This is a genomic window from Streptomyces sp. E-08 (assembly GCF_049913095.1).
Classification (GTDB): domain Bacteria; phylum Actinomycetota; class Actinomycetes; order Streptomycetales; family Streptomycetaceae; genus Streptomyces.
The window spans coordinates 7,467,024-7,480,113 of sequence record NZ_CP183971.1; the positions used below are offsets into that span (position 1 = coordinate 7,467,024).

Consider the following 13,090-nt stretch of genomic DNA (forward strand, 5'->3'; position numbering starts at 1 on the left):
GGCCTCCGTTCGTGGGCGGGTCAGTCGGCGTCCGGCCAGTACAGGCGCATCGGGTTGTCGACGAGGAGCCTCTGCCGCAGGTGAGGCGTCGGAGCCACGTGCGGGAGGAAGTCGACGAGCAGGCCGTCGTCGGGCATGTGGTCCGTGAGGTTGGGGTGGGGCCAGTCGGTGCCCCACAGCACCCGGTCGGGGAACTCCTCGACGACGCGCCGCGCGAAGGGGACCACGTCACGGTAGGCGTCCCGCTCCCCGCCGAGGGCCGGTGGGCCGGTCACCGAGAGCCGCTCCGGGCACGTCACCTTGCACCAGATGTCCGGACGCGCCCGCAGGAAGTTCAGGAACGCCTCGAAGTCCGGCCCTTCCGGGTCCTTCGCGGTGTCCGGCCGCCCCATGTGGTCGACGACCAGCGGGACGGGGATCGACAGCAGGAAGTCCCGCAGATCCGGGAGGTCTGCCGCCTCGAAGTACACGACGACGTGCCAGCCGTACGGCGCGATCTTCTCGACCACGTCCCGCAGATCCTGCTGCGGCGCCGCGTCCACCAGCCGCTTGACGAAGTTGAACCGCACCCCGCGGACGCCCGCCTCGTGCAGCTCCCGCACCTGGGCGTCGGTGACGTCGGGGCGCAGCGTCGCCACGCCCCGGGCCAGCCCACCGGAGGCCCGCAGGGCGTCGACCATGGCGGTGTTGTCGGCGCCGTGGCAGGTCGCCTGCACCACGACGTTGCGGGCGAAGCCGAGGTGGTCGCGGAGCGCGAAGAGCTGGTCCTTGGACGCGTCGCACGGCGTGTACTTGCGCTCGGGCGCGTACGGGAAATCGGCGCCGGGTCCGAAGACGTGGCAGTGTGCGTCGACAGCGCCGGAGGGGAGCCGGAACCGCGGTCGGCTGGGGCCGGCGTACCAGTCCAGCCAGCCCGGGGTCTTCTCGAAGGTCGTCATCCTCAGTCCTCGTACCGCAGGCCGAGCCCGGCCAGCGGGCCGCGCATGCCGTACATGTCCAGGCCGAGCCTGCCCGCGCGGAACTGCGCGCGCTTGCCCTCCTCGGCGGCCTCGCGCGCGGCGGAGGCGGCGGCCACCTCGGCGGCCCGCTCGCGCGGCACCACGACGACGCCGTCGGCGTCGGCGACGATCACGTCACCGGGGCGCACGAGGGCGTTGCCGCAGACCACCGGCACGTTGACGGAGCCGAGCGTGGCCTTGACGGTGCCCTTGGCGTTGATCGCGCGGGAGAAGACCGGGAAGTCCATCCTCTCCAGGTCGGTGACGTCGCGGACGCCGCCGTCGATGATCAGGCCCTGGCAGCCGCGGGCGCGGAACGACGTGGCGAGCAGCTCGCCGAAGAAGCCGTCCTCGCTCTCCGTCGTGCAGGCCGCGACGACGACGTCGCCGTCCTGGATCTGCTCGGCGGCGACGTGCAGCATCCAGTTGTCGCCGGGCTGGAGGAGCGCGGTCACGGCCGTGCCGCACATCCGGGCCTTCGGGTAGGCGGGGCGCAGGTAGGGGCGCATCAGCCCCACCCGGCCCATGGCCTCGTGGATGGTCGCGACGCCGTACTTCGCGAGCTCCGCGACGGCCTCCGGGTCGGCACGGTCGATCTTCGTGTGGACGACGCCGAGTTCGGTGTGTTCCATGGGTGGTTCTCCTGGGGTCAGCGGCCGGCCGCGGCGAGGCGGTCGGCGAGTCGGGGGTAGACGCGCAGGGCGTTGCCGGAGTACACGGCGGCGCGGGCCTCGTCCGACAGGTGCGGGGTGGCGTCGACGTACCGCTTCGTGTCGTCGAAGTGATGGCCGGTGTGCGGGTCGATGTCGCGGACCGCGCCGATCATCTCGCTGGCGAAGAGCACGGACCGGCTGGGGACGACCCGCGTGAGCAGGTCGATGCCGGGCTGGTGGTAGACGCAGGTGTCGAAGAAGACGTTGTCGAGCAGGGTCTCGGGGTCCGGGCGGCCGAGCGCCATGGCGAGGCCGCGGAACCGGCCCCAGTGGTACGGGACGGCGCCACCGCCGTGCGGGATCACGAACCGCAGCGTGGGGAAGTCCGTGAACAGGTCGCCCTGGAGCAGCTGCATGAACGCCGTGGTGTCGGCGTTCAGGTAGTGGGCGCCGGTGGTGTGGAACGCCGGGTTGCACGAGGTGCTGACGTGGATCATCGCGGGGATGTCGTACGCGACCATCGCCTCGTAGACCGGGTACCAGCTCCGGTCGGTCAGCGGCGGCGCGCTCCACCTGCCGCCCGACGGGTCGGGGTTGAGGTTGATCGTGACCGCCCCGAGCTCCTCCACGGCGCGGCTCAGCTCGGGCAGACAGGTCGCGGGGTCGACGCCCGGCGACTGCGGCAGCATCGCGCCCATCGCGAAGCGGTCGGGGTAGAGCGTGCCGACGCGGTGGACCAGGTCGTTGCAGATCCGGGCCCACACCGAGGAGACCGCGAAGTCGCCGATGTGGTGGGCCATGAAGCTCGCACGCGGGGAGAAGATCGTCAGGTCGCTGCCGCGCTCGTCCATGAGCCGCAGCTGGTTGCCCTCGATCGCCCGCCTCAGGTCGCCGTCGGTGATGATCAGCTCGTCGGGGTCCGGGACGGCGCCGCGGCCCTCGGCGGCGGCGATCTGGCGGTCGCGCCACTGCCCCAGCTGCTGCGGTGCGGTGGTGAAGTGACCGTGGCAGTCGATGATCACGGATTGCTCCTGGAAGTCGTCGGAATCAGCCCTGGGCGCTGACGGGCCAGCCGGTGTACTGCTCGGAGAGATAGGCGCGTCCGGCGCGCGTTCCCACCACGTTGTCGAGCTCGCCGAGTCGGCGGCGCCGGTCGAACGGTGAGGCGCCCGGCGGCGTGTGCAGCAGCCCGGTCAGCCAGTGGGAGAAGTTCTGGGCCCGCCAGATCCGCTCCAACGCCCGCGGCTGGTAGTCGTCGAGCGCGGCCTCACCCCCGCCGCCGAGCGCCCGCAGAAGGACGTCGGCGAGCACCTTCACGTCGTGAAGGGCGAGGTTGAGCCCGCGGGCGCCGGTCGGCGGCACCGTGTGCGCGGCGTCTCCCGCGAGGACCATCGAGCCCCAGCGCATCGGCTCCTGCACGAACGAGCGGAACCGCAGGACCGCCTTCTCGAGCACCGGTCCCTCGGCGAGGCGGAAGCCGTCCTCGCCGGCCACCCGGGCCTGGAGCGTCTCCCAGATCCGTTCGTCCGTCCACGCGTCGACGGACTCGTCGGGGTCGCACTGGAAGTACATCCGCTGCACGGTCTCGGTCCGCTGGCTGATCAGCGCGAACCCGTGCTCGGAGTGGGCGTAGACCAGCTCGGGCGCGCTGCGCGGGGCCTCGGCCATGATGCCGAACCAGGCGAAGGGATACTCCTTGCCGTACCGCACCCGCCGGTCCTCGGGGACCAGGTTGCGGCACATGCTGCGCGAGCCGTCGGCGCCGACGACGTACCGCGCGCGGATCTCGTGCCGGGAGCCGTCGGCGGCGGTGTAGCGGACCCGAGGGGCGTCGGTGGTGATGTCGAGGACCTCGGTGTCCTTGACGCCGAAGCGGACCGTTCCGCCGTCCCGGTCCCGCGCGTCGGCCAGGTCGATGAAGACGTCGGTCTGCGGATAGAGCCATACGGACTCTCCCACCAGGGCCTTGAAGTGGATCCTGTGCGCCCGGCCGCCGAACCGGATCTCGGTGCCCTCGTGTTCGTGGCCCTCGCGCAGGATCCGGTCGGAGACGCCGGTCTCGACCAGGTCCCGGGCCACGTCCGCCTCCAGGACGCCGGCCCGCTGCGTGGTCTCGATCTCGTGCCGGGTGCGGGTGTCGAGCACGATCGTCTCGACACCCGCCCGCCCCAGCCGGTGGGCCAGCATCAGGCCGGCGGGGCCGGCGCCGACTACGGCGACGGGCACCGAGGCGACGGTGTCGACGGGGGCATCGGCCATGGCATCTCCTGGGAGGGTGCGGACGTTCGGGGTTGCTCGAACGTTGACACCCGGAGGGGCGGCCGGTCGCCGTCGTTTCCGTCAGGCGGAAGCGCCTCGGAGGTCAGGGCGCCGTGCGGGCTCGCCGGCCGAGCTCGTCGGAGATTCCGTACGCGGCCCTGAGCAGGGGTTCGCGCAGCCCCCGCGCGCGGCTCGCGCTGCGGGCCGCCACGACGATCCCCAGAGCCGCGCTCACGGGCCCGGTCCGGCCGATCCGTACCGGCGCGGCCACCGCCGCCGTGTCCTCCGAGAGCTGACGGTCACTGACGAAGACCTGCTCGCGGCGGATGCGGTCCAGCTGCGCGCGCAGTGTCTTCGGGTCGGTGACGGTGTGCGGGGTCCAGGCCCGCAGGGGCGATGCGAGAACCTCCTCCTGGATGTCCCGCGGCGCGTGCGCCAGCAACACCCGGCCCATTCCGGTGGAGCCGACGGGGAACCGGCTCCCGACCATCGTCAGCAGCTGTACCGACCGGTGCCCGGCGATCCGCTCGACGAACACGAGCTCGGTGCCCTCCCGCACGGCGAGCTGGATGTTCTCGTGCGTCACCTCGTAGAGGTCCTGCATGAACGGGAGGGCCACGTCACGCAGGATCTGCGTACGGGGGCATCCGGAGGCGATCTCCCAGAGCCTCAACCCGACGTGCCACGACCCGTCCTCCGCACGCTCCAGAGCCCCCCACGCCGCCAGCTCCGCCACCACGCGGTGGGCGGTGCTGAGAGCCAGCCCCGTTCGCTGGGCGATGTCGGACAGGGTCTGCGACGGGTGTTCGCGGTCGAAGGCCGACAGGATCAGAAGGACCTTTCCAGCCGCTGTGTTCTGGGTTGTGCTCACCCGGTCAGTCTCGCAGACCCGCGTGGAGGCACCCTTCGCGCTCCCTTACCATCTGTCGGAAACCAAGGAGGAGACATGGACCGGGAGATCTCTGGGCTGTCCTCAATGGCGACGCGGCTCGTGCTCGCCGAGGTCACCGCACACCTGCGGCTCGCCCATGGGCCGGCGGTGCGCTTCGAATCCGCGGGCGGCGTCGAGGTCGCGAGGCGGGTGCGTGAGGGCGCGGAGTCCGACGTGCTCGTGCTGGCCGACGGGGCGCTGGCCGCGCTGGCCGGGGAGGGGTACGTCCTCGGCGACACGGTGCGCCCCCTGTGGGTGTCCGAGGTCGTCGCCGCCGTGCCGGAGGGAACGCCGGTCCCGCCGCTGCGCTCGGAGTCCGACGTGCGGGCCGCCCTGCTGTCGGCGAGGCGGATCGCCTATTCCACGGGCCCCAGTGGCACGGCCCTCGTCGATCTGATCGCCCGGCTGGACCTCGCCGAGGTCCTGGGGGACCGGCTCGTCCAGGCGCCACCGGGCGTGCCCGCCGGCAGCCTGCTGTCCTCGTCGCGGGCGGACCTGGCCTTCCAGCAGCACAGCGAGCTGATGGACCTGCCGGGCGTCGTCGTCGCAGGCCCCCTGCCGGGCGACACCGCGATCACCTCGACGTTCAGCGGAGGCGTACTGGCCGTCTCCTCCCGGCCCGCCCGTGCCCGCGAGGTCCTCGACCTCCTCGGTTCCGACGAGGCATCGAAGGCCGCCCGTGCCGGGGGCATGCGGGCCGTCGGGGGCCCGTGATCCTTCTGCCGCGCGCCGCAGCCGTCTCGCCCCCCGCCCTTGCCGGCCTCGGCGCCTGGAGGAACGAGAGGAACGAGGAGACGCGCCCACCCTCAGGGATGGGTGAACACCCCGGTCATGCGGGTGTCCGGGTTGCTGCTCATGCCCACGATCGCGCCGCCGTCGGCGCGGTTGACCCGGGCGTGCGCGCCCGCGTAACCCTCGTCGGTGAGGAAGAACCCCAGCGCCGCGACCCAGTCGTCCACGGTCCCGGTCGCGGGGTCGTACACGGGCTCGGGCCGCGGCACGACCCGCTCCTGCGCGACGTAGCCGCCGCGCTCGACCGCGAGGTCCAGGGCCTTCGCCCAGTCGGCGTCGGTGCACTCCCAGCCCACGAACGTGTCCAGACCGCCGTATCCGGCCCCGGGCTTGAGGATGAGCCGCTCCCGCCGCTCCCGGCAGAGGTCGAGCAGCTCGGCGGGGCCGGAGGCGCGCAGCGTGCGGCTCCACGGCAGGACCCGCTCGACCAGGGCCCGTTCGCCGGCGTCGAAGGCGTCGTGCCCCCGTGGGTCGGAGAGGAGGGCGAGGGCGCTCTTGTGCGCGTAGAGGCCGCTCTCCAGGGACGTGAACAGGACGGTCCTGCCCGCTTCGTGGGCGCGGAAGAACGGCTCCGCCACCTCCGGGCCCGCCGGGTCGTCGAGCAGCTGGCTCGCCGCGAAGTTCCGCAGCACCAGATCGAGCGGGGTGCCGTCCAGGGTGAGTTTTCCGTCGGCACGCGCGCGTACGTCGCCGATCTCACCGATCCGCAGGTCGAGGCCGTGCTCCGCCATCGCCTCCTGGGTGGCGCGCATCAGCCGTCCGTACGGGCCGACACCGCCGCGCCCCTCGATGAGCCCGATCACCGGCTCCGCCGCGCCGGACAGCGCGGGGCGGGCCCGGTCGCGCAGGACGGCGGCCATCCGCGCGGCGATGTCCACGTGGCCGAGTCCGTGCTCGCGCGCGAAGCCGGCGAACTCGGGGACCCGGAGCAGCGCCTGATCGAAGACGTCCATGTCGAGGCCGCCGATCTCGCTGCCGAGGTTGAACTCCAGCAGCTTGAACGCGGTGCCGTCGTGGTACGCGTCGGCACGGCCCAGCCTGGCCGGGACGCCCGTACCGGCCCGGCGCAGCAGCGCCACGAGCGGCGGTTCGATCCCGATCTCCGCCGCGTACCGCTCGACGTCCCCGCCGAAGAGCCGCTCCGGCAGGGACAGGAGGAGGCCGAGCAGACCCTCCAGGTCCCGCGCGAACGCGGCCGTCTCCGGGGCGGGGACGAACCAGGGCCGGGGGAGCAGGTGCCGGCGCCAGGCCGCCTCGAAGGCCGGGGGCAGCTCGGCCCGCGCGACGGCGGTCGCCAGTCCGCCGTCCCCGCGCAGGCACGCGTCCACGTATATCCGGCTCAGCTCGGTCATCTGTGATCGCTCGCTTCACTGAAGAATCGGGTACGTGCTCCGAAGGGCGAGAGGGTACCTCAGTACCCGATCCGTACTCCCGTCACCGTGTGACGATCTGTCAAACCGATCGGAGGGAGGACCGGGAGCCGATCGAGCCGGTCCCTTCCGTCGACGGGCGTTAGCGGAACGTGAGCGAGACGTGAGCGGCACCGGGCAGGGTGGGGCGTGTCGGCAGGCCGGGGCGGGGCGACCAACCCACCGGCGGGTCCGCCGACGCGTTCCGAGGAACAGACCGGAACGAGCGGGACCGAGGCGGGCGCCGAGGCGGCCGCCGTCCTGACGGGTGCCGTCGTGGGGCTGCACCGGGCAGGACGGGCCGAGGCCGCCGGGAGGCGGCTTCCGGAACCGGCCCCGACCGGTCGGGACCCGGTGCGGGCCGTGGGGGCCCGCACCGGGCCCCGGCGGGTCGGGGCCCCCTCGTCGTCCCGTCGGCCCGGCTTCCTGGGCACAGGACACAGAACGACGACACCCCTTCTCCAGGAGGCATCATGCGACGACGTACCTTCCTCAAGGGCTCGCTGCTGGGCGCGGCGGCCGCCGCCGTCCCGCTCGACACCCTGCTCGCCACCGGCGCCGCCGCGGCCGAACCGGCCCCGGTCACCTCGCTGAGCGCGCTGCAGAGCGCGATCGACCGCGCGGTCCCCGGCGACCGGATCGTCGTCGCCGACGGCACCTACACCGTGCCTTCGGGCGGCGCCATCGACGTCTCGGGACGCAGCGGCATCACGATCGTCTCGCAGACCCGGGGCGGCGCCGTCCTGCGCGGCGAGCGCAGCTTCGTCCTCGACGGCGCGAGCGCGGTCACCATCAGCGGCTTCGCGCTCCGGCAGAGCGGCACGCTGGAGATCCCGGCCGGCAGCACGGGCATCCGGCTGACCCGCAACGACATCCGGTTCGCGGACGTGGACGGCCTCGACTGGGTCCTCGTCGAGGGCGACGACGCCAAGGTCGACCGGAACCACTTCCACGACCGGACCACCCAGGGCATCTTCCTCGTCGTCGACGGGCCCGGCACGACCGCCGTCGCCCAGCGCCTCCAGGTCCTCAAGAACCACTTCTCCGGCCACGCCTACACGGGGACCAACGGCGGCGAGTCGATCCGGCTCGGCGTCAGCAGCCGGGCGCTGTCCGTCGCCGACGCGATCGTCGAGTACAACCTGTTCGAGCGGTGCGACGGAGACCCCGAGGCCATCTCGGTGAAGTCCTCCGGCAACACGATCCGCTACAACACGATCCGCGACAGCCAGGGCGGCATCGTGCTGCGCCACGGCAACGGCACCACCGTCGACGGCAACTGGCTCCTCGGCGGCAAGGAGGGCATCCGCCTCTACGGAAACGACCACCTCGTCGTCAACAACCACCTCGCCGGCCTGACCGGCCGGGCCCTCGTGATCGGCAGCGGCACCACGCGCGACCACCACGCGGGCGAGAGCACCGAGGAGCGGCGCGGCAACGACGCCTGCGACCGCGCGGTGATCGTCCACAACACCCTGCGTGCCAACAAGAGTTCGATCTCCGGCGAGACCCGCGCCTACGAGCCGCGGGACGTGGTCGTCGCCGACAACCTCATCGTCGGGGACAGCGGCAGCCTCGTCGCCATGGGCGCCAACACCGGCTTCGTCTGGCAGGGCAACATCCTCTGGGGCGCGGCCTCCGACGGCACCCTCCCCAACGCCGGCTACACCCGCGTCGACCCCCGCCTGACGCCGTCCACGGACGGCGTGTACCGGCTCGCGGCGGGCAGCCCCGCGATCGGCGCCGCGACCCTCACCACGACGCAGGTCCCGGAGGACATCGACGGCCACGTCCGCGGCACCAGCCGCGACATCGGCGCCGACGAGTACTCCACCCTGGCCCCGGTCCGCCGCCCGCTCACCCCCACGGACGTGGGCCCGAACGCGTCCTGACCCTCAGGGCGTGGCCGTCGGCACGTATCCGTTCCCGTCGGGGCCTCCGGGGGCTGGGACGCCGCTTCCCGGGGCACCCGTATGATCACCAGGACCTTGATCGACTCGGTGACTTGTCGGGGGAGCGCGCACGTGAACAGGTGGGGGACGGTCGTCGCCGCGGTCGTACTGGCGTCGGCGGTGGCGGGCTGCGGTTCCGCCGGACCGGCGGACGGCGAACGGCCCGCGGGCGGGCCGGCCGGCGCGACGCCCGCCACCGGCCACCCCGGGACCGGGGCGACGGCGGGGAAGCTCGCCGCCGACCCCGGCACCCGCCACACCACCGTCGCCGTGCCGGCCATGGAAGGCCTCGTCTGCGACGAGGGCGACGGCGGCTTCCACTTCGGCAGCGACCTCGACATGTCCGTCACCGGCGACGACGGGCTGAAGGAGATCGAGGGCGACGGCCAGGACGGCGCCGCCGAGGTGTCCTGCTTCGGCAGCCCCCGCACGGTCCTCCGCAAGGGCACCATGTCGGCCTCCGCGCCCACCTTCACCGCGAGGACCCGCCTCTACGCGAACGTGCCGGACCCCGCCGCCTCCCTGGACCGCGTCTTCGACGCCTCCATGAACCAGGCGAAGGACTACGGGCGCAACCCCACCGGCGAGGCGGAGACCGTCACCAGCGCCGCCCTCGTCGTGAAGTGCCGGCAGAACGTCGCCGACACCTTCCCCATGACGACCTGCTTCTGGGCGGACTACGGGGCCGTGGGAGTCCTGGACTTCTTCCCCTTCGACGACCAGTACATCCCGGTCGCGTCGGCCGCCCGGCTCACCCAGGACTTCGTCGCCGGCGCCCTGAAGTCGTAGGGTCCGGGCGGTCTCAGGCCTCCCCGAGACCGCCCCGGGCGATGACCTCCGCGTACCACAGGGCGCTGTCCTTCAGGGTCCTTCGCTGCGTCGCGAAGTCCACGTGGACGATGCCGAACCGCTTGCTGTAGCCGTACGCCCACTCGAAGTTGTCCAGCAGCGACCACAGGAAGTACCCGCGCACGTCGGCGCCGTCCGCGAGCGCCCGGTGCACCGCCGCCAGGTGCGCGTGGAGGTACGCCACCCGCTCCGGGTCCTTCACGTTCCCCGACGGGTCCGCGTAGTCGTCGTACGCCGCGCCGTTCTCGGTGATCACCAGGGGGACGCCCGGCAGCTCGTCCCGAAGCCGCACCAGGAGCTCGTGCAGTCCGTCCGCGTCCACCGGCCAGTCCATGGCCGTCCGGGGCCCGGGCGCCGGCTCGAACCGTACGTGCCGCTCGGCCCCCGCCCACGGCGAGGGCGACTCCGAGGCGCCCGCCGCGACGACCGCCGGCGAGTAGTAGTTGATGCCGAGGGAGTCGATCGGCGCGGCCGTCGTCGCCAGGTCCCCGTCCCGGACGAACGACCAGTCCGTGACCGACGCCGTGTCGCGGACCAGGTCCTCCGGGAGCCGGCCGTGGAACACCGGGTCGAGGAAGATCCGGTTGCCGACCGCGTCGATCCGGCGCGCCGCGTCCAGGTCCTCCGGGGCCTGCGAACGCGCCCGTACGGCATGCAGGTTGAGGGTGAGCGACACCTCCGCCGAACCGGGCAGCGCACCTCGCAGCGCCCGCGCCGCGAGGCCGTGCGCCAGGTTCAGGTGGTGCGCGGCGCGCAGCGCGGCGAGGTCGCTGGTCCGGCCCGGCGCGTGCACCCCGTTGCCGTAGCCGAGGAAGGCCGCGCACCACGGCTCGTTGAGCGTGGTCCAGGTGGCGACCCGGTCACCGAGGGCGTCCGCCGTGATCCCCGCGTACTCGGCGAAGCGGTACGCGGTCTCCCGGTGCGGCCAGCCCCCCGCGTCCTCCAGCTCCTGCGGAAGGTCCCAGTGGTAGAGCGTCACCACCGGCCGGATCCCGGCCTCCAGGAGCGTGTCGGCGAGCCGCCGGTAGAAGTCCAGGCCCTTGCGGACGGCCGGGCCGCGCCCGGTGGGCTGGACCCGCGGCCAGGCCACCGAGAAGCGGTAGTCGGTCACCCCGAGCCGCCGCATCAGGGCGACGTCCTCGTCGACCCGGTGGTAGTGGTCGGCGGCGATGTCACCGGTGTCGCCGTTGCGCACCTTGCCGGGCGTACGGCTGAAGGTGTCCCAGATGGAGGGGGTGCGGCCGTCCTCGGCGGCTGCCCCCTCGATCTGGTACGCGGCCGTGGCCGTGCCCCAGCGGAAGCCCTCGGGGAAGCGCAGGGCGGTCGTGAGGCCGGAGTGGGCGTCGAGCGCGGTCATGGGAAGGCAACTCCCTGGAGTGAGAAGGAGAGAGGAGGAGGAAGACGGGGCCGGGCGTCAGCCCTTGACCGCGCCCTGCATGATGCCGCCGACGATCTGCCGGCCGAGCAGGCCGAAGACGAGCAGCACCGGCAGCGTGCCCAGGAGGGTGCCCGCCATGATCACGGACTGGTCGTGGACGTAGCCGCCGCCGAGCTGGCGCAGCGCGACCTGGACGGTGGGCTCGGAGGAGGAGAGCGCGACGACGGGCCAGAAGAAGTCGTTCCACGCGGCCATGAAGGTCAGCAGACCGAGCACGGCCATGCCGGGCCGGGCGATCGGCACCACGATCGACCAGAAGATCCTGGCGGTGGACGCCCCGTCGACCCGGGCCGCCTCGATCAGCTCGTCGGGCAGCGACTGCACCAGGTACTGCCGCATGAAGAACACCCCGAACGCCGACACCAGGCCCGGCAGGATCACCGACTGGAGCTGGTTCACCCAGCCGAGCTCGGCGATCAGCATGAACAGCGGGATCACCCCCAGCTGCGGCGGGATCATCATGGTGCCCACGGTGACCGCGAGCAGCGCGCCCCGGCCCCGGAAGCGGAGCTTCGCGAAGGCGAAACCGGCGAGCGTGCAGCACAGGACGGTGCCGAGGGTGATCGACCCGGAGACGAGCAGCGAGTTGAGCACGGCCTTGCCGATGTCGGCCTCTTCGAGGACGGCCTCGAAGTTGCGCATCAGGTGCGGTCCCGGCAGCAGGGCCGGCGGCACCTTCGCCAGGTCGGCGTTGGACCGGCTGGCGGCGACGATCGTCCAGTAGAACGGGAACGCGGAGACCAGTACGGCGACGACCAGGACGGCGTAGGCGAGCGGTCCGGCGTGCAGGGTGCGGCCCGCCCGCGCGGGCCCGCGGCGTGCCGGGCGGACGAGCGCGGTCATCGGTCGGCCTCCTTGCGTGAACGGCGGCGCGCGATCAGGGCGTTGAGCCCGACGAGCACCACGATGAGCAGGAACATGACCCAGGCGATGGCCGCGGCCCGCCCCAGGTGGAAGAAGCCCCAGCCCTGCTCGTACATGTAGAGGCCGAGGGTCTGGTACTGGTGCGAGATGCCGCCCGAGATCGACCCTTCGAGGAGCAGCGGCTCGCCGAACAGCTGCGTCGCGCCGATCGTGGAGACGATGACGGTGAAGAGGATCGTGGGCCGCAGCCCCGGCAGGGTGACGTGGAAGAACTGGCGCCACCGCGAGGCCCCGTCCATGGCGGCCGCCTCGTACAGCTCGTCGGGGATGGACTGCATGCCGGCCAGGTAGATCAGCGCGTTGTAGCCGGTCCAGCGCCAGATGACGACCGTGGACACCGCGATCTGCGAGGCGACGGTGCCGTTCTGCCAGTCGACGGGGTCGACGCCGACGAGACCGAGCGCGTAGTTGATCAGCCCGAAGTCCCGGCCGAAGAGCTGCGCGAAGACGAGGGTGGCGGCGGCGACCGAGGTCGCGTACGGCAGCAGGACCGCCGTCCGCAGGAACGTGCGGCCGCGCATCCGGTAGTTCAGCAGGTGCGCGAGGCCGAGGGCCATCACCAGCTGCGGCACGGTGGACAGGACGCCGATGGTGAAGGTGTTGCGCAGTGCGACCCAGAAGTACTCGTCGCCGAGGAGCGCGGTGTAGTTGCCGAGGCCGCGCCACTCCATGTCGCCGGGGGTCTGGAGCTCCACGCGGTAGAGCGAGACGAACGCCGTGTAGAGCAGCGGGAAGAGACCGAACGCGGCGAACAGGGTGAAGAACGGGGCGAGATAGGCGTACGGCGATGCCGTCCGCCAGGCCCGCCGCGCGGCCCCCGGCCGGGGCGGCGGGACGACACGCGGCGGGGCCGGCGCCTGAGGTGCGGTGAGGGTCACGATGCGG

At 72.7% G+C, this 13,090-nt stretch carries 12 protein-coding genes; 3 read left to right on the top strand and 9 right to left on the bottom strand.

All coding sequences use genetic code 11. The annotated features are described in order from the left end of the window. Positions 1-20 precede the first annotated feature (20 nt). From ACN9MM_RS34340 to ACN9MM_RS34360, 5 genes are all read right to left on the bottom strand, one after another. Positions 21-938: an amidohydrolase family protein gene (locus ACN9MM_RS34340; RefSeq protein ID WP_426367644.1), complete on the bottom strand. Its 918-nt coding sequence runs from the start codon at positions 936-938 to the stop codon at positions 21-23. A gap of 2 nt (positions 939-940) precedes the next feature. Continuing rightward, complete coding sequence (gene ligK / locus ACN9MM_RS34345) at positions 941-1,630, bottom strand: 4-carboxy-4-hydroxy-2-oxoadipate aldolase/oxaloacetate decarboxylase (RefSeq protein ID WP_426367645.1); 690 nt, start codon at positions 1,628-1,630, stop codon at positions 941-943. Between the two features lie 17 nt (positions 1,631-1,647). Then, a complete protein-coding gene (locus tag ACN9MM_RS34350; RefSeq protein WP_426367646.1) occupies positions 1,648-2,673 on the bottom strand; it encodes an amidohydrolase family protein in 1,026 nt (341 codons plus the stop codon). A gap of 25 nt (positions 2,674-2,698) precedes the next feature. Then, on the bottom strand, positions 2,699-3,910 hold the full coding sequence (locus tag ACN9MM_RS34355) for a 4-hydroxybenzoate 3-monooxygenase (protein ID WP_426367648.1): 1,212 nt from the start codon (positions 3,908-3,910) through the stop codon (positions 2,699-2,701). Between the two features lie 103 nt (positions 3,911-4,013). Continuing rightward, the gene (locus ACN9MM_RS34360) at positions 4,014-4,781 is read right to left on the bottom strand and encodes an IclR family transcriptional regulator (protein ID WP_426367649.1); all 768 of its coding nucleotides are present in this window, start codon (positions 4,779-4,781) and stop codon (positions 4,014-4,016) included. A 75-nt stretch (positions 4,782-4,856) separates the two neighbouring features. Here ACN9MM_RS34360 and ACN9MM_RS34365 point away from each other — a divergent pair, with 75 nt between their 5' ends. After that, positions 4,857-5,555 carry a substrate-binding domain-containing protein gene (locus ACN9MM_RS34365; RefSeq protein WP_426367650.1) on the top strand — a complete coding sequence of 233 codons (699 nt, stop codon included), beginning with the start codon at positions 4,857-4,859 and terminating at the stop codon, positions 5,553-5,555. A 92-nt stretch (positions 5,556-5,647) separates the two neighbouring features. On the opposite strand, the gene ACN9MM_RS34370 is transcribed toward ACN9MM_RS34365, so the two are convergent. Next, on the bottom strand, positions 5,648-6,985 hold the full coding sequence (locus tag ACN9MM_RS34370; RefSeq protein WP_426367651.1) for a hypothetical protein: 1,338 nt from the start codon (positions 6,983-6,985) through the stop codon (positions 5,648-5,650). Positions 6,986-7,515: 530 nt separating this feature from the next. Here ACN9MM_RS34370 and ACN9MM_RS34375 point away from each other — a divergent pair. Beyond that, positions 7,516-8,934 carry a chondroitinase-B domain-containing protein gene (locus ACN9MM_RS34375; RefSeq protein WP_426367652.1) on the top strand — a complete coding sequence of 473 codons (1,419 nt, stop codon included), beginning with the start codon at positions 7,516-7,518 and terminating at the stop codon, positions 8,932-8,934. Positions 8,935-9,066: 132 nt separating this feature from the next. Next, a complete protein-coding gene (locus tag ACN9MM_RS34380) occupies positions 9,067-9,783 on the top strand; it encodes a hypothetical protein (protein ID WP_426367653.1) in 717 nt (238 codons plus the stop codon). Between the two features lie 13 nt (positions 9,784-9,796). On the opposite strand, the gene ACN9MM_RS34385 is transcribed toward ACN9MM_RS34380, so the two are convergent. The 3 genes from ACN9MM_RS34385 to ACN9MM_RS34395 are packed head-to-tail and all read right to left on the bottom strand — an operon-like array spanning position 9,797 to position 13,083. Continuing rightward, positions 9,797-11,200 carry a GH1 family beta-glucosidase gene (locus ACN9MM_RS34385; RefSeq protein ID WP_426367654.1) on the bottom strand — a complete coding sequence of 468 codons (1,404 nt, stop codon included), beginning with the start codon at positions 11,198-11,200 and terminating at the stop codon, positions 9,797-9,799. Positions 11,201-11,257: 57 nt separating this feature from the next. Beyond that, positions 11,258-12,124, bottom strand: coding sequence for a carbohydrate ABC transporter permease (locus ACN9MM_RS34390; RefSeq protein WP_426367655.1), 867 nt, complete (start codon positions 12,122-12,124; stop codon positions 11,258-11,260). Further along, the gene (locus ACN9MM_RS34395) at positions 12,121-13,083 is read right to left on the bottom strand and encodes a carbohydrate ABC transporter permease (protein ID WP_426367656.1); all 963 of its coding nucleotides are present in this window, start codon (positions 13,081-13,083) and stop codon (positions 12,121-12,123) included. The genes ACN9MM_RS34390 and ACN9MM_RS34395 overlap by 4 nt, the downstream gene beginning before the upstream one ends. Between the last annotated feature and the right edge of the window lie 7 nt (positions 13,084-13,090).

Excerpts from the sequence above, each read along its gene's own strand:
- ACN9MM_RS34340 (WP_426367644.1), bottom strand. The coding sequence starts at position 938 with ATGACGACCTTCGAGAAGACCCCGGGCTGGCTGGACTGGTACGCCGGC.
- ligK (WP_426367645.1), bottom strand. The coding sequence starts at position 1,630 with ATGGAACACACCGAACTCGGCGTCGTCCACACGAAGATCGACCGTGCC.
- ACN9MM_RS34355 (WP_426367648.1), bottom strand. The coding sequence starts at position 3,910 with ATGGCCGATGCCCCCGTCGACACCGTCGCCTCGGTGCCCGTCGCCGTA.
- ACN9MM_RS34365 (WP_426367650.1), top strand. The coding sequence starts at position 4,857 with ATGGACCGGGAGATCTCTGGGCTGTCCTCAATGGCGACGCGGCTCGTG.
- ACN9MM_RS34370 (WP_426367651.1), bottom strand. The coding sequence starts at position 6,985 with ATGACCGAGCTGAGCCGGATATACGTGGACGCGTGCCTGCGCGGGGAC.
- ACN9MM_RS34375 (WP_426367652.1), top strand. The coding sequence starts at position 7,516 with ATGCGACGACGTACCTTCCTCAAGGGCTCGCTGCTGGGCGCGGCGGCC.
- ACN9MM_RS34385 (WP_426367654.1), bottom strand. The coding sequence starts at position 11,200 with ATGACCGCGCTCGACGCCCACTCCGGCCTCACGACCGCCCTGCGCTTC.
- ACN9MM_RS34390 (WP_426367655.1), bottom strand. The coding sequence starts at position 12,124 with ATGACCGCGCTCGTCCGCCCGGCACGCCGCGGGCCCGCGCGGGCGGGC.